This is a genomic window from Pseudothermotoga sp. U03pept, assembly GCF_051235805.1.
Lineage (GTDB): Bacteria > Thermotogota > Thermotogae > Thermotogales > DSM-5069 > Pseudothermotoga_B.
Genome location: NZ_JBPNXV010000001.1, coordinates 695,417 through 713,185, shown reverse-complemented (window position 1 = coordinate 713,185; position 17,769 = coordinate 695,417). Strand labels below are relative to the sequence as shown.

Sequence of the window (17,769 nt, the reverse complement as noted above, 5' to 3'; positions counted from 1 at the left end):
GATCAGATGGGGGAATTCATCGATGCGACGGAAACCAAAAAGATCTGACGGCAGGAAGACTCATCAAAATCTTTTGAAATCAGCCATGCAACTCTTTGCCGATTACGGTTATTATGGTGTTTCAATCCCGATGATCGCACACAAAGCAGGTGTAAAGAACGCGACATTTTACCAGTATTTTGGCGATAAAGAGGCAATTTATCAGAAGATCCTGGACGATTCTTTCGATAAATTTCAAAATCTCATGGCAAAGGTTGAGGGTGAAAACAGTCAGGAGATAATCAGGTCCTTCGTTGAAAGATATTTCGAGTTCTTCACGGAGAATAGATACTGTTACAAAGTCTTACATGAAGCTGTCTATCTGCGTAAAACGGTCTTTCGGAAGGTTGAGAAGACTCTCAACAGAATTCTGATGAAGATGATACCCGATTGCGACGACGAAAAAGCAATGGTGCTCAGGTGGTTTGTCACGGGACCGACGAGATTCGTTTCGATATACAAATCTCTTCACAGCGATTACAGTGTGGACGAAAAACTGGAAGATGATTTGGTCGATTTTGCTGTTAGTGGACTCGATGCTGATGATCATAAACTCGACGAGCATGTCTTTCAAATAGATGTAAAACCACTCAACATAGAAGTGACATCCACCAGAATGAAACTCCTACAAGCTGCTGAGAAGTTGTTTGGTTCGAGAGGTTACAGAAACACGATGATAAGTGACATCGCTCGGTTGGCAAATGTGGCGAGCGGCACTTTTTACGTGCATTTTGATAGCAAAGAAAAGATTCTGCAAGAACTGGTATTGATGACCAACAGAAATATGAGAATAACCATCTCTACCGCAATAAAGAGATTTCCTGACAGAAGAGATGCAGAGATAGCGGGTTTCTTAGCATTCTTGAAATTCTTCATGCTGCACCACAACATGTACTTAATAGTCAGGCAAGCAGAGTTTTTCAACCCTGCAATCTCGAAAAGTTACTACGAAAAGATACTGGGTAGCTACCTTCCGCCTTTAGAAAAGGCTATGAGAGAAGGGCAATTCAGAAAGTTTTCGCCCCAGAACATTGCACTCGCACTGATGGGTATAGGACATTTTATGGGTGAAGATTTGGTTGTACAGAAATATGGAAATATAGAGCGTCTGAATGATTATTTGGCTCTCCTTAGCACCCTCATCTTCAAGGGCACATTTGCTTTGTTAACTCACAGCGATAAAGAGAGAAACCCTGAGAAAAAACAAGCTTAGCAGAGAAAGAGCAGAAAATTTCTTGGAAACTGTACAAGATCGTGCTTAGACAAAGTTGTAGAATACATGATTCAGATGTTATGATTCATCATGAATCACCTGTCATACTGTGGGGGTGGCACTTTGCAGGAACATGTTGGAATAGCCGGAATAGGTACTTATTTGCCCAGAAAATACCTGCAAGCTGAGGAATTGGAGAAATTGACATCGATACCTGCTGATGTGCTCGTCGAGAAGTTTGGTATAAAGAGAAAATATATTCCAAGCGAAAGTGAAACAACCAGTTTCATGGGAATCATGGCGGCAAAAGAGGCAATCGACAATGCGAAGATCAACCCTGAAGAGATCGACGTTGTCATCTGGAATGGAGCACAGCACAAAGACTATCCATGCTGGCTTGCTTGCACAAAAGTGGCACACGAAATTGGTGCCAAGAGGGCTTGGGCTTTTGATATGGAAGCAATGTGTGGTTCGATGATCGTTGGTTTACAAGTAGCACGCGCATTAATGCTCGCAGAAAAAGACATAAATACCGTTTTACTCGTCAGTGGCTATAGAAATGTAGATCTTGTCAATCACAAATGTAAACACACATCATTCATGTTGGACATCGGTGCTAGTGGCTCAGCGGTGGTTCTCAAGAAAAACCTTGGCAAGAATGTGTTGTTCGGTGTTTCAAGTATTGTAGATGGGTCTTTCTCGGAAGATTGCGTAGTGCCAGTCGGTGGTACAAAGAGGTGGCCCATACAGGCTGAGGATCTCACAGAGTATTACTTTCAAATACCACAGCCAGAGAGTTTCAAAAGTAGATTGAACGAAGTCACACTCAAGAACTTCTATTTTGTGATTGACGATGCTCTCAGAAGGAGCAATTTGAGTAGAAAGGACATTTCTTATCTTGCAATATTGCACTTCAAGAGATCTGCCCACCTCGAAGTACTCAAAGAACTCGGTCTGCGGGAAGATCAGACGACCTATTTGGAGAATTACGGACACATGGGTCAGAACGACCAAGTTTTTTCCATTAAAGAAGGACTTCTCAGTGGAAAGATAAAAGATGGGGACAACATAGTTCTCGTTGGTGCGGGAGTTGGCTGGACTTGGAATGCGGCGGTAGTCCGTTGGGGCAAGTTGTACTGAGAGTTTCTTAGGAGGGATTCTCATGGACTGGCAAGGTGTTTACAAATCTAAACTCAGAGAAATAGATTGGATACTAAAGCTTGTTGAATCAAACCAAACGATAGTCGTTGGAATGACACCCTCAGAACCAAAGATCTTTCTCAGAAATCTTCACAAGGTTGCCGACAGAGTTAGAAACATCACCGTTTTCACATGTCTAAACACAGAGAATTACCCATTTTACATGAGTGAAGCGTTCAATGAAATCTTTCTGAATGCCTCTTGGTATTTTGGACAGTCGAACAGGGAAGCAGTCAAATCTGGTTTCGGTACGGTGAGCTATGTTCCAAACAATCTGCATCAAGCAGGGACCAATCTTCTTGAGAGTCGGCCTGTGGACATCTTTGTTGGTATAGCCTCACCGATGGACAAAAACGGTTTTCTAACCTTGTCTACTTCTGTGGTTTATGAAAAAGACATCGTTGAAAGGGCGAAGGTCGTTGTACTCGAGGTGAACCCAAACGCACCGAGAACACACGGCGATACACACATTCATATAAAAGACGTTCATTACATAATCGAAGCAGATTATGAACTGCCACAGGTCGAACTGGTAGAACCAACAGAAACTGAGGCTTTAATCGCTCAGCATATAAGTGATTTGATTGAAAACGGTTCTACAATTCAGTTGGGCATAGGTGGTATACCAAATGCCGTTGCAAAGTTTCTGACCAACAAAAGAGATCTCGGCGTTCATACCGAGATGTTCACAGAGTCGATGATAGATCTCTTTGAGGTTGGTGTGATCACCAACAAGAAAAAGAGTATTTGGCGAGACAAATTCATCTGTACCTTTGCCTTTGGAACTAAGAGAATGTATCAGTTCGTAGATGACAATCCATCCATTTTCTTTCTGCGAGGCAGGTACGTGAATGACCCTTATGTTGTGGCTCAGAATGAAAAAATGGTCAGCATAAACACCGCGCTGATGGTTGACCTGACCGGAAATGTTTGTTCTGAAGCTCTGGGCACTCAACATTACAGCGGTACAGGTGGTCAACTTGACACACACAGGGGTGCAGTTAAGAGCGAAGGTGGGAAAGGAATAATAGCACTCAGATCCACAGCGAAGAACGGAACTGTTTCGACCATAGTTCCTCTTCTACCAGCCGGTTCACCGATAACAGTACCCAGACAAGAGGTTGATTACATCGTCACAGAGTGGGGAATAGCTTGGCTCAGAGGCAAAACTGTCAAAGAAAGGGCTAAAGCTCTGATCGAAGTTGCACATCCAGATTTTCGAGAGTCTCTGAGAAATGAAGCGTGCAAACTGCAAATTCTATAAAAACGAGGGGAGGTGTTTTCTGTGAGAAAGGTTTCAGTTTTCTTGATGTTGTTGGTCGCTCTCTTTGTTCTTGCACAAAAGCCGATAAAGATCGGCGCGATCTTGCCACTCTCTGACATCACAGGCAGGCAAGCGGCGAATGCGATGAAGTTAGCTGTGAAAGAAATCAACGAGGCAGGCGGTATTCTTGGTAGGCCCATTGAATTGGTCATAGTCGATGACGAGCTGAAGCCCGAAAAAGGAGCTGCAGCAATAGACAAACTTGCGACCGTTGACAAGGTGGATTTCTTCGTTGGAGGTATGGCAAGTGGTGTACACCTTGCACAGATTCCAATTCTGAAAAAGTACAAAAAGATAACGGTGTGGATCGGTGCTGCATCCTACAAATGTGAAGAAGCCATTGGTGCAGACGCAGATTGGTACTTCCACCTGCATCCATGGGATTACTTGCAGGGTGAAAGTTATGCGATAGGTTGGAGAGCCATAACGGAGAAGTACACCCAAGTGAAGATCGAGAAGATCTTCTTGGCTTACGAAGAAGGCGCCTTTGGCACGGCATCTTTCCAGTCGTACCAAGCTGAATTCGAACTCGCCAAAAAAGGCACAGGTGTCTGGACAGGGCTCATGAAAGACTTGAAAGGTGCACCGTTCAAGAGTGCATCACTCGGTGGTGGAGATTACAGGGCAATGCTCCTACAAGCAAAACAGTACAACCCTGATCTCTTCATCTGGGCAGGGTATGACGCAGATGCAATACCTATGCTGACTCAAGCCAAGGAAATCGATTTTGCACCCAAGCTATTCGTTGGGGCACCTCCAGGATGGCCAGCAGATTTCGGTAAAAACCCATTATCTCACGGAGTAGTCTTGTACGGCATGTGGGCTCCAGCTCTCAAAGATGTCAGTCCCATTGCAAGACATTTCTGGGATGCTTATGTGAAAGAGTTCAACGAAGAACCCGCAACATATTTTGCACCACTCGGCTACACGAATATATATTTCTTGGTTGAAGCGATCAAGAAAGCAGGCACACTCGATGATAAAGCTGTAATTCAGGCTTTAAGAGAAATTGAGTACGACTCTCCTGTTGGTGGTATTTTGAAGATTTCACCGAGCAGAATCATAAAGAATCAAGGTTTCAGGGCACAGAAGATCCTCCAATGGCAAAATGGTGTTCAGCACGTGATCTGGCCCTTTGAGTATGCTACAGCTGAACTGATCTATCCATTCCCAGGTTGGTCAGGCAAGTGAGTAAAAGGCTGGGCAGCAGCCCAGCCTTTTGTCTACAGAGAGGTGAAAGGATGAGAAGATTTTTCAACTGGAAGACACTCTTTTTGTTGATGCTTGCTATAGTCGCCATCTTTCGTCCCTATGCTTTCTTCTATGGACTTCAGAGAGGAAGTCTTTACTCTCTGGTTGCCCTACCACTGGCTTTGATCCTTGGAATAGTTGGATTGTTAAACCTTGCACACGGTGATTTTCTGACTGTTGGACTGTACATGGGCTATGTGCTTTTCAACCAATTCCATTTCGACCCAATCTTTTCGATGGTTCTCGTAGGACCATTTCTCTTTCTCATTGGATTTGCCGTTTACAAATCAACAGTTGAGAGAGTGCTCAAGTCACACCATTTGAATCTTTTGCTCATAACCTTCGGAATATCGATTACCCTTGTAGAATTGGTGAACGCGCTGTGGACCTCAAGACCAAGGAATGTTTACGTATCTTATGCTGCTCGATCTGTGAACATCTTAGGAATAAGCGTAGGTGCATATGAATTTCTGTACGTTGCCGCAGCTGTTCTGGTTCTGCTCACGATAATGTTCATCTTGAAGAAAACGCGATTTGGACAGGCGGCTTTTGCCGTGGGACAGAATCCAAAGGGGGCAGCCATAGTAGGTATAAATGTGAGATTGGTCTACACGATCACCTTTAGCCTGGCAACTGCCATGATAGCCGTTTCTGCGGCACTAATGATTCCAAGAGTTTCCATCTTTCCTCATGTGGGTGGACCCTTCACGATGAAATCTTTCTGTCTTACTGCAATGGCTGGTCTTGGAAACCTTCCAGGCATTTTGGTCTCTGGTATCACACTTGGAATAGCAGAGGCGATAGTGCAATCGATCCCCGGTTACAGCGGGTGGTCCGATCTTGTGTTTTTTGGTGTCTTGATCTTGGTGATCTCACTCAGGGCTTATCGGAGGGCTGAAAGATGAGAAAGACTCTTCTCGTTGTTGGAATAATCATCTTTGTTACCCTACTACCGATCTTTGCAGACACTTACTTGCTTCACGTTGCCAGCTCGATAATGTTGTTCATGTGCCTTTCGCTCAGCTGGGATATGATGCTGAGAACCGGTCAACTTTCCTTTGGTACAGCCGGTTTCTTTGGACTTGGTGCTTATGCTGCAGTGATAGCCGTCGATGACTTTTCTGTATCTCCTCTGATGAGTATATTCGTTGGGGCAATATTTGCCGCGATCATCGCATTTGGTGTGGGAGTTGCAGTTCTAAAACTCAGAGAGATGTACTTTGCCATCACGACACTCGCACTCGCCAGTGTCTTTTTGGTGCTTGCTCGAAATCTCTCCGATCTCACTGGTGGAGCAGCAGGTAAAGTGCTCTTCAACGCGATATTCGATGGTGAACCAAAGAAGACCTATTGGCTGATACTCAGTTTTGCTTTGTTGGTCATAGGTATTTCTGAAATCTTTCAAAGGACAAGGATAAGGTATGCTATAAATTCGATAAGAAACGATGAGCTTGTTGCAAAATCCAGTGGAATAAACATATTCAAGTACCTTCTGCTGGTTTTTATTTTGACCTCTGCCATACAAGGTGCGACTGGTGCGATATACGCCCAACAGTATGCCTTCGTTGAGCCAGAGAGTACCTTCTCGGCAAATTTCCTTCTTCTACCCATAGCTATGGCATTAGTCGGTGGCATCTACTCAACTTTGGGTCCAATAGTGGGAGCGGTGATTCTCGGTTTCACTTCTGAGTATTTGAAACTTCTCATGCCGTATGGACACTTGATAATATACGGAATCATAATCATTCTGGTTGTAATCTTCTTGCGCAAAGGAGTTTATGGCACGATAATGGACAAAATCAGATCAAGGTGATCGGAGGTTTTTCTATGGAACTACTGCGCGTTGAAGGTGTGACAAAGTCCTTTGGTGGACTTGTGGCAGTAAACAACATCACCTTTGAAGTTCGAGCTAATGAAATCTTGGGTATAATAGGTCCGAATGGTGCCGGTAAGACTACTCTCACCAGTTTGGTGGCAGGAACACTTCAACCCTCCAGTGGAAAGATCTTTTTTGATGGAAAAGACATCACCGAAGTGCCGGCACACACCAAAGCCAAATTGGGTATCTCGAGGACCTTTCAAACCGTCAGGCCATTGAGGGATTTCACAGCACTTGAAAACCTAGTAGTGGGAGCACTCTTTGCAAAAGGTGAAAAACTCGGCAAAGCAGTTGAAAGTGCGAAAGAGATTTGTGAGTTTCTCAACTTTGGACGAAAAGATCTCTACCCAGACAAACTCACTGTCTTCGAACTGAAAAAACTTGAGATAGCAAGAGCAGTGGTTTCCAATCCGAGGATACTCTTCCTTGACGAAGTGATGGCTGGACTGAACCATGAAGAGATGAAAGAAATGATAAAGATAGTCAAAATCATGAGAGATAGAGGTATGACAATCTGTGTCATAGAACACGTTATGAGTGTCATAAGCGAATTGACTGACAGGGTAATAGTTCTCGACAGAGGCGAGATAATAGCTCAGGGACCATACCAAGTGGTTTCTCAAAACAAACGCGTTATAACAGCATACTTGGGGGAGGAAGATTAATGCTTGAAATAAAAGATCTCAATGTTGCCTATGGTAAGATTCCAGTCATCTGGGATCTTTCTCTCAAGATAGGTTCAGAGGCCGTTGGATTGTTTGGACCAAACGGTGCTGGCAAAACCACTTTGATAAACTGTATTGTTGGCATGATTAAACCAACGAGTGGTGGCATATTTTTCGAGGGGCAAAATATTGTAGGCATGGAGACTCACAAAATCGTGCGTCTTGGCATAGCCTTAGTACCGCAGGAAAGAGAACTCTTTCCATTGATGAGTGTTGAAGAAAACCTCAGAGCCGGTGCAGCATACATTCCACACGCAAGAGAACGTATGATAGACAGTATGAACTTTGTTTTCACAATTTTTCCGGTTCTCAGAGAAAGGCTTTCTCAGAAAGCTGGCACAATGAGTGGAGGAGAACAAAGAATGCTTGCAGTAGGCAGAGCTTTGATGGCTCGTCCGAAGTTGTTGATACTCGATGAACCTTCCGTCGGACTTCAGCCATCTATAGTGATGGAGATGTTCTCAAAACTCAGACAGATAAGAAAAGAGGGAGTGGCAATACTTTTGACTGAACAGAACGTCAAACAAGGTTTGAAGGTAATTGATAGAGGCTATGTAATAGAAAACGGTAGAATAGTACTCGAGGATGAATCGAAAAATCTCGCTCAAAACGAGCACGTGAAAAAGGCGTATCTCGGCGTATGAAAGGGGAGTGAAGCTATGAGGCTTAAGGAAAAGGTTTGTATCATCACCGGAGCGGCGAGTGGTATAGGCAGAGCGGCGGCGTTGCTATTCGCAAAAGAAGGAGCAACAGTTTGTGCATGTGATCTTTCAAAAGAACAACTGAACAAACTGGCTGAGGATGCGAACGATTTGGAAGGAAAGATCGATCCATATCTTCTGAATGTCACAAACAGAGAAGAGGTCTTCAAGGTTGTCGAGCAGATTGCGACGAAATACGGCAAGATCGATGTCTTAGTGAACAACGCAGGTATAACAAGAGATGCCTTGTTGATCAAAATGACTGAAGAAGAATGGGACGCTGTGATCAACGTGAACCTCAAGGGTGTTTTCAACATGACTCAGGCAGTTGCTCCTCATATGATTAGAGCTCAAAAGGGTTCAATCATAAATACATCCTCCGTTGTCGGCATATATGGAAATGTTGGCCAGACAAACTACGCCGCCACAAAGGGTGGTGTGATAGCCATGACTAAGACTTGGGCAAAAGAACTTGCACGTAAAGGTGCTCAAATAAGAGTCAATGCAGTCGCACCTGGTTTTATCAAAACGCCGATGACAGAAAAGGTACCTGAAAAGATCATCGAAGCTGTCGCGACCCGAACGGCTTTAGCAAGAATGGGAGAACCAGAGGAGGTTGCAAATGTTTATCTTTTCTTGGCAAGCGACGAATCTTCCTTCGTAACAGGCCAAGTAATCGGCGTTGATGGAGGTCTACAACTCTGAAAGGGGGAGTTGGCATGAAGAAATTTGTCGTTATACTGTTTGTCTTGATCTCTATTTTGGCACTGGCAGAGGTAGGAGTTTACAAAGATAAGGTGGTTGTTGGTAGCTTTCAAGCACTTTCAGGACCTTACGCAGTCATAGGTCAAGAGATGTCAAAAGGAATGAATGCCTATTTCAACTGGATCAACAAGAACGGAGGAGTCTACGGAAGAAAGATCGAACTGATAATTGCCGATGACCAGTTAGATCCATCAAAAACCGTTGTCGAAGTCAAAAGATTGGTAGAATCAGACAAAGTTTTTGCAATCGTCGGTGGACTTGGATCTTACGGTTGTCTTGCGGTGATGGATTACTTGGAGAAAAACGGCGTCCCCTTTGTTTATCAAGGCGCTGGGACAAGTTTACTCGTAGTACCACCGAAGAAGTACATCTTCGGAGTTCAACCAGATTACACACTCGAAGGACAACTGATCGCTAAATTTCTGGTCGAGAATCTCGGCAAGAAGAGGGTTGCAGTCATATACATGGCTAACGACGTCGGTAAAGAAGGACAAGCAGCCGTGAAGATGAGATTGGAAAAATACAATCTCAAACCCACTCTTGAGGTTGCGTACAATCCAGCTGAAACAGATTACAGCGCGCTTGCCATCAATGTTCTGAATGCCAATCCCGATTCCATAGTGATCTATGGCTTCATCGTGGATACGATACGCTGGATAAAGACATTGAGAGATTACGGAATAACTGTTCCTGTTGTGACTACCTATGCTAATGCAGATCCGAGTTTTATTGCTCTGGGTGGAAAACATGTCGAAGGAGTCTATTTGACTGGCTGGGTGCCACTTGCAACACCAGATCGACCAGAGTTTCTCAGAGATTACGAAAGAGCTGTGGCGATCTTCCAAGAGACATACCCAAAGCAAATTCCATCTTCTTATGCCGTAGCTGGTTTCATCGCAGCTGAAGTATTCACCCAAGGATTACTCCAAGCAGGTCCAGATCTAACACGCGAGGGACTTGTCCAAGCACTGGAGAGCTTCAAAAACTGGAATGGTATACTGACAAAAGATATCACCTGGGGACCCAATCTCAGACGCGGTAAATCGAGCATGTATTTTATGAAAATCGACAAGGGCATCTTCAGCGCTGTGACTGATCTCATAACATTGGAGAATTGATCTTGCACCAATTGATACCCAGAGGGGGCTTTGCCCCCTCTATTAATGGAGGAATTACAATTGGCTTTGCTTGAGATAAAAAATCTCACAGTGAAGTTCGGCGGGCTTACTGCCGTTGACAATCTCGATATGACCGTAAGTGAAGGCACAATACACTCACTCATTGGACCCAATGGTGCCGGAAAAACAACGGTTTTCAATGCCATCACTGGTGTTGTAAGACCTCACTCAGGGAGCATCTCGCTCAACGGAGTAGATTTGACACATGTAAAACCTCACAGAATAATCGAATTTGGTGTGAGTAGAACCTTTCAAAGTGTGGTTGTCTTCAAGTACCTCACCGTTCTCGAGAATCTGTACATCGGATATCACAGAGCTGTCAAACTCAATCTCTTTGAGGAGTTTCTGCCAGAAAAGAGAAAAGCTGCCACTTGGGAAATGTACCTCAAAGCTCTACAAATTGCCGATTTTCTTGGTTTGAAGAGTAGGCTTTTGAGCTATGCGGGATCTATACCGTACATGGCACAGAAGCTCGTAGAGATTGGCAGAGCTCTGATGAGTGAACCAAAGATAGTGCTTCTCGATGAACCTGCGGCAGGTTTGACCGATACCGAGACAGAACAGATGAAGGAAATCATAAGGCACATAAAAGAGGAAATGAAGATCACAGTCTTACTCGTTGAGCACGACATGGAAGTCGTGATGAATCTATCAGACACTGTGACTGTCATGGACTTTGGTAAGAAGATCAGCGAGGGCAGACCAGAGGTCGTCAAAAACGACAAAGAGGTCATCAAGGCATACCTGGGAGAGAATGAAGATGCTTGAAGTGAAAGATATCACCGTTACATATGGCCCCGTTGTTGCCGTCAAAAATCTATCGCTGAAAGTTCAGGAAAAAAGTATCACCGTCTTATTGGGTGCGAATGGCTCAGGGAAAACTTCCACACTTTTGGCGATTGCTGGTTTGAACAAAATCTCATCTGGCGAAATATTCCTCAGTGGCGAGAGAATAGACACTCTTAATGCATATGAGATCGTCAAGCGAGGTTTAACCCTATGCCCTGACAGCAAACTGATCTTTCAGAAGATGACGGTTTTAGAAAATTTGAAGGCAGGTGCCTATGCAAGAAAGGGCGATATCAAAGAAGATTTGGAAGAAATCTTCAAACTCTTTCCAAGGCTCAAAGAAAGAACGAAACAATTGGCTGGCACACTTTCAGGTGGTGAGAGACAGATGCTCGCCATCGCAAGAGCTTTGATGTCAAAACCAAGGTTTTTGATGCTTGATGAGCCATCGATGGGACTTGCGCCAAATCTTGTGAAAGAAATCATGAAAGTGATTCAAGCGATTAGAGATGCAGGCGTGACGATCCTCTTAGTAGAGCAGAACGCTTACTCTGCCTTGAAAATCTCCGACTTTGCCTACGTCATTCAGACAGGAAAAATCGTTCTACAAGGAAGATCAGGAGATCTTTTGAAGGACAGGAGAATAATAGAAGGATATTTGGGAGGATAAAGATGTTTCTGAACAGATTGATTCTCGGTCTTTCCACAGGTGCCTTTTACTCACTTGCGGCTTTGGGGATCGTTATGATATACAAAATAACAAATGTCATGAACTTCGCCTTTGGGAATATGGCTATGTTCATGGCTTATGTGGCGTACACCTTTTTGACCATTGAACTTGGCCCAGTTATTGCACTGCTTTTGGTATTGCCGCTGGCTGCTCTCTTTGGGTTTATCGTCGAAAGATATACCTTGAGACCAGTCAGACACCTATCACACAGTTCTATGCTCATAATCACACTTGGCATCCTTATGATTCTCGAGGGTCTTTCAACCCAGATATGGGGTACACAGTACAAAGGGTTTCCAGAACTCATAACAGGAAGACCATTCATCATCAGAGGGTTTTCAACTTTACTCGTCATTCGCAGACAGGATTTATTGGTCTTTGTGATCTTAGGGGTTGTTTCAATGCTGATAGCCTTACTCATGAAATACACGAAGATAGGAATAGCGATCAAGGCTGTTTCTGAAGATGAAAGAACATCTCAACTTATGGGGATCAACCCAGGAAAGGTCTTCAGTTGGTCTTGGATGATGGGGACTATGCTTGGCACTACCGTTGCGATACTCGGTGCACCGAAGACTTACATCTCTCCGACAATGATGCTGTTTTACCAGATTCAAGGTTTTACCGCGGCAGTCTTGGGAGGCTTTGACAGTTTTGCAGGCGCTCTGGTTGGTGGCTTAGCGCTCGGTGTTGTTGAAAATCTCATAGGAGGCTATATAAGCAATGAACTGAAGACTACCTTCTCGTTGATCTTGATAATCATCGTTTTGTTGATAAAGCCCCAAGGATTGTTTGGGAGCCGTGAGATCAGGAGAGTGTGAGGATGCGTTGGTTTTTCTTGTTCTTGATGGTTGCCTTGGTGCCTTTCTTTTTCAAGATGAGCACTTTCATACTCACCATAATAAACTTGACGATGATATACACCTTGGCTGCGATGGGTTTGAATCTGATAATGGGCTACACAGGACAAGTTTCGATAGGTCATGCTGCCTTTATGAGTATAGGTGCTTACAGTTCGGCGATTTTAGTTCAAAGGTTTTCAATGCCACTTCCTTTCGGGTTACTCGCTGGCATGGTGCTCGGTGGTGCCTTCGGATTGGTGTTGGGTTTTCCTGCTTTGAGACTCACTGGTTTCTATTTGGCTATAACAACAATGGGATTTGCTGTAGCTGTAGAACAGCTGATAGGAGCGTGGGAAAAAGTTACAGGAGGACACATAGGAATGAGAAATATACCAAAACTTGGCAACGAACTTCAAAGTTACTACATCATAGTTGCCATCTTGTTGATCTGTATCTACGTTTTCCAGGTCATAACCTCTCACAAAACTGGTAGAGCTTTGAAAGCGATCAGGGAGAATCCAATGGTTGCAGCGACCTTCGGTGTGAACATCACGTACTTCAAAGTCTTAGCCTTCGTGATAGGCTCTGCTTACGCTGGTCTTGCCGGTGCCATTTACGCACACACGATCGGCTACATTGCACCACACAACTTCGGATTGGGTAGATCTCTCGAACTCTTAGCCATTGTTGTGATAGGTGGTATGGGAATAACCATGGGACCCATCTTCGGTTCAGCACTCTACACAATCTTACCTTTCTTTTTCAGCAGAGTTGGTTTCTCAACTTCAATAATCTTTGGATCAATTCTCGTGTTGGTAGTCCTCTTCATGCCTCGTGGAATTGGTTATTACTTCTACAACTTCTGGTTAAGATGGGCTGAACTACCAATAGTTTTACTCAAGAGAAGAAAGAAATCAAAAGAAGGAAAAGATCTTCAGCTCTCATTCGGTAAGATGCACTATATTGAGAGTGGAAAAAGCGAAGAGGTTGTGTTGTGTATTCATGGGAATTTTGGTTCCTGTAGTTGGTTCAAACCCCTGATGGAAAAACTCACAGATAAGAGAGTGATAGCAATTGACTTGCCGAATTTTGGAGATTCTTCAAGGGCTGAAAGTTCACTACAGTTCTATGCCAAAGCGATCTATGAGTTCATCGAGAAGATGCAGATAAAACCAGCAATTATAGCACATTCACTTGGTGGAGCTGTGGGCATGCTTGTAGCAATCGATCATCCTGAGTCTCTGAGATCTCTTGTTTTGGTAGATCCGTGCCCAGTAGATGGTTTGGTCACACCGACAGAAAACATGCCATACCTTGAGTTGTACAAGAGAAACAGATCTTTACTAAGAAAGTCCATCATGGGACTTCTGAGGACTGTCAAAAACAAAAAACTCGTAGAACAGTTAGTCGATGATGCCTTGAAGATGAACCCTGAAAGTGTCTATCCACATGCCATTGAACTTGGAAAGTTTAACATCGTCGAAAGGACTAATCAGATCACTATGCCAGTCTTGGTTCTTTGGGGAGAGTTGGATGCGTTGTTGAGTAGAAAGCAGATGGAAAGAACAGCACAACTGCTGAACGGTGAGTTCAGAGTGTTGAAAAACATTGGGCACTCTGCCTTTGTTGAAAATCCTGATCTCTTCATAGATGTGGCGAAAAAATACCTTTGAGGAGGGAGAAAATGAAATACGCAAAGATCATCTCATCTGGAATCTACGTTCCACAAAAGATCATGACGAACAAAGAGTTCGAACAGATCACCAATATGACCATCGATCCATATTTCACCGAGCAGATAGGAATCGACCACAGACATTTGTCACAGCCTCACGAAACACCGACCTTCATGGCTGCCGAGGCGGCAAGAACTGCGTTGAGACGAATCGATATGAATCCAGAAGATCTGGACTTGATCATAGTGGGCACGGATACACCAGAGGCTGTTTCTCCACCAGATGCCGCACGTATTCAGTATTTGGTTGGTGCAAGTAAGGCAGAACCACTGGCTTTCAACGTGAACGCATCATGTGCAAACGGTGCTTTATTGCTCGATATAGCGTCTCGCTACATTGCACTGGGTGATTACAAAAACGTCATGGTGATAGGAGTCTACGCGATGACGAAGTTTCTCAGCTGGAAGTATTCATGGGAGGCGTTGTTCTCCGATGGTGCTGGTGCCTTGATACTAACGTCAGATGACAAGCCAGGTTATCTTGGCAGTGTTTCAAGATGTGATGGCAGTTGGTGGTACAACTGGGGTATTTACATGGGGGCTGGAACTATGAATATCGAGGGCATCGACAGAGGCCTTCACAAACTCGATCTGAGAGCAGCTTACCCAGCCACAGTCAATGAAGAAGGTTGGCCCATGCTCGCCAACAAATTGATGGAAAAATGCGGCTTTTCAAAAGAAGAAATTGGAATGATATTCTTCACGCAGGTGCGAAAGAAAACCATACTGAAGGTTATGGAAATTTTGGGTCTGGGTGAAAACAAAACTCACATGATAATGCACAAATACGGCTATACAGGTTCTGCCTGTGTTTACATGGCTTATGACGATGCCTTTGACGAAGGAAAGATGAAAGATATGCAAGGAAAGGTCGTTATATTCTTGACCTCTGGTGTGGGATTTCAGCAGGTTGCAGTTGCTTTCAGGTGGTGATTATGTTCAAGACAAGTGATGGTATTGCTATAGATTACCAAGTTCGTGGAGAATCAGAAGAGGTAGTGGTCTTTCTCAACGGTATCTTCATGCACTACAACAGCTGGCTTTTTATCGCAGAACAACTGAAGAATGAGTACAGGATAGTCCTCCACAACCTCAGATCTCAGTGGACTTCAGAGAATGGTACTTGCAGTTTTGACAGACATGTTGAAGATCTCAGAGAACTTCTCGATCATCTGAGGATAGAAAGAGTACATTTGGTTGGTACATCTTATGGCGCAGAAGTTGGAATGTTCTTTGCCGCGAAATACCCACAGTTGGTGAAATCTATGGCGATTATAACCGCAACTGCTCGCATAACACCTTCGATGAAATACAAGGCTTTGAAATGGAAAGATGGTGCATTGAGCAAAGACAAAAAGATATTCGTCAGAAGTTGGATCAACGATGTCTACAGTGAGCAGTTTATCAACAGGTATCCAGGTCTTTTGGAAACTATCATTCAAAGAATGAATGGATTCAACTACGAAGGGGCAGTGAGGTTGTTGGATGCGTTTTTGGAATTGGAACAAAAGCCTTTGCTCAACGAACTGTCAAAGATACACATACCAGTACTTGTTGTCTCAGCAGAGGAAGACAACATAAAACCTCCTTGTTTTTCACAGGAAATAGCACAGCAAATAGCCAATGCTACTCACGTGTGCATCCCAGATTGCGGACATGCCGCAGTGGTTGAAAAACCGAGGGAAGTACTCTTTTTGACAAAGGCACACTTACTCCTCGCATCTGTATAAACTCTGTGCAAAGGTTTTTGAAAAACTGTTGAGCTCACTGAGAGCTCACGTTTTTTTCATCGTTTCTTCAAGCCACTGCTTGTAGTCTTTGTCAACCTCTCGAACCTCAATACTGAATATGGCTGGGACAAAATATGGGTGAAGTTCTCTGATCCTCTGAAAGACCTCCTTCTCTTTGAGTTTAGTCGTTTTCAAAATCACCGAGAATTCATTGTCTTCAGCTATCTTTCCCTGCCACCAATACCCCGAATTAACTGGAAAAACATTGAAGCAAGCGATCAACTTTTCTTCCAAGAGTTTTCTGCACACATCGAGTGCTTGTTCTTTACTTGGAAAGGTGCTGTAGACGATTATCATGTGATCACCCCTTTGACAGAAGGTTGTAATAGAAATCTATCATCTTCATATATCCTTCTATCGATATTCTTTCATTCTTGCCGTGTACTAAACTCATCTCTTGACTGTTCATCTTTATCGGAGCGAATCTGTAGATATTAGAACAGATAGATTTGTAATGCCTTGAATCTGTGCCGCCAATCGTTAGGAATGGTGTGACGACGGACTCTGGAAAGATTTCGTTTATCGTAGTGGTGAGTTCGTTGAAAAAGGCTCCCTGCAAACTTGAACACATTACAGGGTCGGAGATCTCCCATTTCTCGTTTTTCACGACCTCTATCTGCAGATCTTTGACAAGTTCACCTAATCTTTGAAAAACTTGGTCGGCTGTTTCTCCAGGTATTATTCTCGTGTTAACTGTTGCAACTACAGTATCGGGTATAACGTTGTCTGCCATACCAGCATTCAAAATAGTCACACACATTGTTGTTCTGAGCATGGCATTCGCCGAAGGAATATCTTCGAAGGCTCTTTCGATGAATGGTAGGAAAAGCTTCGGATTCTTGAGTACGATATTCGAAGGAAAAGTCATAAATCTACTGCAAACTCTGAAAAATTCTTCCACCGCTTTGGTCAAATGCACCTTACTTCGGTGCCGCGAAATGCGTTGGATAGCCTTTGCCATTCTTTCTATTGGAGAATTTCTCTTCGGTGCTGAAGAGTGGCCACCATCGCCTTTGGCTATCAAATCATAACTTGCAAGCCCTTTTTCGGCAACACCGATGAGGGCAAGTGGAGGATCGATCTGTGGCAGAATTCCTTGAATGATCGCCGCACCTTCATCGAGAATGGCGTCTATCTTGATATTGTGTTGTGCAAAGTACTGTGCCGTTGCTCGAGCACCAAGATAGCCCTTTGTCTCTTCGTCAAAACCAAAGGCTATGTATACGGTTCTCTTAGGTTCAAAGCCCTCGCTGATCAGTTTCTCGACGGCTTCGAGTATGGACATGACACAACATTTGTCATCGAGAGTGCCTCTGCCCCAAACAAAGCCATCCTTTATCACACCAGAAAATGGAGGAACCTCCCATTCCTTTTCATTGGCTGGTACGACGTCCATGTGTGCCAAAAGCAATATCGATTCATCGGTTTTTCCTTCCCATTGATACAGTAGAGAATAATTGTTGATCTTCACTACCTTTAGGCGCTTGTGAATCAATGGAAAAGACTCGTACAGAAACTGGTGAAATTTGAGAAATTCATCCCAGTTGCCAGCCGAAGTCTTGAACTTGATAGATTCAGAGAATCTTGTTATTTGATCCACAATCTCCC

18 protein-coding genes are annotated in these 17,769 nt (G+C 43.9%); 16 read left to right on the top strand and 2 right to left on the bottom strand.

The window, feature by feature from the left end; all coding sequences use genetic code 11:
• Positions 1–22: 22 nt before the first annotated feature.
• From ACSFC1_RS03540 to ACSFC1_RS03465, 16 genes are all read left to right on the top strand, one after another.
• Positions 23–1,252, top strand: coding sequence for a TetR/AcrR family transcriptional regulator (locus ACSFC1_RS03540; RefSeq protein ID WP_435564746.1), 1,230 nt, complete (start codon positions 23–25; stop codon positions 1,250–1,252).
• 123 nt (positions 1,253–1,375) lie between these two features.
• A complete protein-coding gene (locus ACSFC1_RS03535; RefSeq protein WP_435564745.1) occupies positions 1,376–2,392 on the top strand; it encodes a 3-oxoacyl-ACP synthase in 1,017 nt (338 codons plus the stop codon).
• A gap of 22 nt (positions 2,393–2,414) precedes the next feature.
• Positions 2,415–3,716 (top strand): acetyl-CoA hydrolase/transferase family protein, encoded by a 1,302-nt coding sequence (locus ACSFC1_RS03530; RefSeq protein WP_435564744.1) that lies wholly within the window; start codon positions 2,415–2,417, stop codon positions 3,714–3,716.
• A gap of 21 nt (positions 3,717–3,737) precedes the next feature.
• The gene (locus ACSFC1_RS03525; protein WP_435564743.1) at positions 3,738–4,967 is read left to right on the top strand and encodes an ABC transporter substrate-binding protein; all 1,230 of its coding nucleotides are present in this window, start codon (positions 3,738–3,740) and stop codon (positions 4,965–4,967) included.
• A 50-nt stretch (positions 4,968–5,017) separates the two neighbouring features.
• Positions 5,018–5,932, top strand: a complete 915-nt coding sequence (locus tag ACSFC1_RS03520; RefSeq protein ID WP_435564742.1) for a branched-chain amino acid ABC transporter permease — start codon at positions 5,018–5,020, stop codon at positions 5,930–5,932.
• Complete coding sequence (locus ACSFC1_RS03515) at positions 5,929–6,840, top strand: branched-chain amino acid ABC transporter permease (protein ID WP_435564741.1); 912 nt, start codon at positions 5,929–5,931, stop codon at positions 6,838–6,840. Before ACSFC1_RS03520 ends, ACSFC1_RS03515 begins: the two co-directional genes overlap by 4 nt.
• A 14-nt stretch (positions 6,841–6,854) precedes the next feature.
• A complete protein-coding gene (locus tag ACSFC1_RS03510; RefSeq protein ID WP_435564740.1) occupies positions 6,855–7,571 on the top strand; it encodes an ABC transporter ATP-binding protein in 717 nt (238 codons plus the stop codon).
• Positions 7,571–8,275: an ABC transporter ATP-binding protein gene (locus ACSFC1_RS03505; protein WP_435564739.1), complete on the top strand. Its 705-nt coding sequence runs from the start codon at positions 7,571–7,573 to the stop codon at positions 8,273–8,275. Before ACSFC1_RS03510 ends, ACSFC1_RS03505 begins: the two co-directional genes overlap by 1 nt.
• Before the next feature lie 15 nt (positions 8,276–8,290).
• The gene (gene fabG / locus ACSFC1_RS03500; RefSeq protein WP_435564738.1) at positions 8,291–9,037 is read left to right on the top strand and encodes a 3-oxoacyl-[acyl-carrier-protein] reductase; all 747 of its coding nucleotides are present in this window, start codon (positions 8,291–8,293) and stop codon (positions 9,035–9,037) included.
• Positions 9,038–9,051: 14 nt separating this feature from the next.
• Positions 9,052–10,215 (top strand): ABC transporter substrate-binding protein, encoded by a 1,164-nt coding sequence (locus ACSFC1_RS03495; protein WP_435564737.1) that lies wholly within the window; start codon positions 9,052–9,054, stop codon positions 10,213–10,215.
• Positions 10,216–10,275: 60 nt separating this feature from the next.
• Positions 10,276–11,043, top strand: coding sequence for an ABC transporter ATP-binding protein (locus tag ACSFC1_RS03490; protein WP_435564736.1), 768 nt, complete (start codon positions 10,276–10,278; stop codon positions 11,041–11,043).
• On the top strand, positions 11,036–11,734 hold the full coding sequence (locus ACSFC1_RS03485; protein ID WP_435564735.1) for an ABC transporter ATP-binding protein: 699 nt from the start codon (positions 11,036–11,038) through the stop codon (positions 11,732–11,734). Before ACSFC1_RS03490 ends, ACSFC1_RS03485 begins: the two co-directional genes overlap by 8 nt.
• 2 nt (positions 11,735–11,736) lie before the next feature.
• Positions 11,737–12,615: a branched-chain amino acid ABC transporter permease gene (locus tag ACSFC1_RS03480; RefSeq protein WP_435564734.1), complete on the top strand. Its 879-nt coding sequence runs from the start codon at positions 11,737–11,739 to the stop codon at positions 12,613–12,615.
• A gap of 2 nt (positions 12,616–12,617) precedes the next feature.
• Positions 12,618–14,309 carry an alpha/beta fold hydrolase gene (locus ACSFC1_RS03475; protein ID WP_435564733.1) on the top strand — a complete coding sequence of 564 codons (1,692 nt, stop codon included), beginning with the start codon at positions 12,618–12,620 and terminating at the stop codon, positions 14,307–14,309.
• A gap of 11 nt (positions 14,310–14,320) precedes the next feature.
• On the top strand, positions 14,321–15,304 hold the full coding sequence (locus ACSFC1_RS03470; protein WP_435564732.1) for a 3-oxoacyl-ACP synthase III family protein: 984 nt from the start codon (positions 14,321–14,323) through the stop codon (positions 15,302–15,304).
• Between the two features lie 2 nt (positions 15,305–15,306).
• Positions 15,307–16,101: an alpha/beta fold hydrolase gene (locus ACSFC1_RS03465; protein ID WP_435564731.1), complete on the top strand. Its 795-nt coding sequence runs from the start codon at positions 15,307–15,309 to the stop codon at positions 16,099–16,101.
• A 45-nt stretch (positions 16,102–16,146) separates the two neighbouring features.
• On the opposite strand, the gene cutA is transcribed toward ACSFC1_RS03465, so the two are convergent.
• A complete protein-coding gene (cutA, locus tag ACSFC1_RS03460; protein ID WP_435564730.1) occupies positions 16,147–16,458 on the bottom strand; it encodes a divalent-cation tolerance protein CutA in 312 nt (103 codons plus the stop codon).
• A 4-nt stretch (positions 16,459–16,462) separates the two neighbouring features.
• The gene (locus ACSFC1_RS03455) at positions 16,463–17,761 is read right to left on the bottom strand and encodes a M20/M25/M40 family metallo-hydrolase (RefSeq protein WP_435564729.1); all 1,299 of its coding nucleotides are present in this window, start codon (positions 17,759–17,761) and stop codon (positions 16,463–16,465) included.
• Positions 17,762–17,769 lie beyond the last annotated feature (8 nt).

Coding starts and splice junctions, on each gene's coding strand:
- ACSFC1_RS03520 (WP_435564742.1), top strand. CDS start 5,018: ATGAGAAGATTTTTCAACTGGAAGACACTCTTTTTGTTGATGCTTGCT.
- ACSFC1_RS03510 (WP_435564740.1), top strand. CDS start 6,855: ATGGAACTACTGCGCGTTGAAGGTGTGACAAAGTCCTTTGGTGGACTT.
- ACSFC1_RS03485 (WP_435564735.1), top strand. CDS start 11,036: ATGCTTGAAGTGAAAGATATCACCGTTACATATGGCCCCGTTGTTGCC.
- fabG (WP_435564738.1), top strand. CDS start 8,291: ATGAGGCTTAAGGAAAAGGTTTGTATCATCACCGGAGCGGCGAGTGGT.
- ACSFC1_RS03465 (WP_435564731.1), top strand. CDS start 15,307: ATGTTCAAGACAAGTGATGGTATTGCTATAGATTACCAAGTTCGTGGA.
- ACSFC1_RS03505 (WP_435564739.1), top strand. CDS start 7,571: ATGCTTGAAATAAAAGATCTCAATGTTGCCTATGGTAAGATTCCAGTC.
- ACSFC1_RS03515 (WP_435564741.1), top strand. CDS start 5,929: ATGAGAAAGACTCTTCTCGTTGTTGGAATAATCATCTTTGTTACCCTA.
- ACSFC1_RS03480 (WP_435564734.1), top strand. CDS start 11,737: ATGTTTCTGAACAGATTGATTCTCGGTCTTTCCACAGGTGCCTTTTAC.
- cutA (WP_435564730.1), bottom strand. CDS start 16,458: ATGATAATCGTCTACAGCACCTTTCCAAGTAAAGAACAAGCACTCGAT.
- ACSFC1_RS03475 (WP_435564733.1), top strand. CDS start 12,618: ATGCGTTGGTTTTTCTTGTTCTTGATGGTTGCCTTGGTGCCTTTCTTT.
- ACSFC1_RS03540 (WP_435564746.1), top strand. CDS start 23: ATGCGACGGAAACCAAAAAGATCTGACGGCAGGAAGACTCATCAAAAT.
- ACSFC1_RS03495 (WP_435564737.1), top strand. CDS start 9,052: ATGAAGAAATTTGTCGTTATACTGTTTGTCTTGATCTCTATTTTGGCA.
- ACSFC1_RS03530 (WP_435564744.1), top strand. CDS start 2,415: ATGGACTGGCAAGGTGTTTACAAATCTAAACTCAGAGAAATAGATTGG.
- ACSFC1_RS03470 (WP_435564732.1), top strand. CDS start 14,321: ATGAAATACGCAAAGATCATCTCATCTGGAATCTACGTTCCACAAAAG.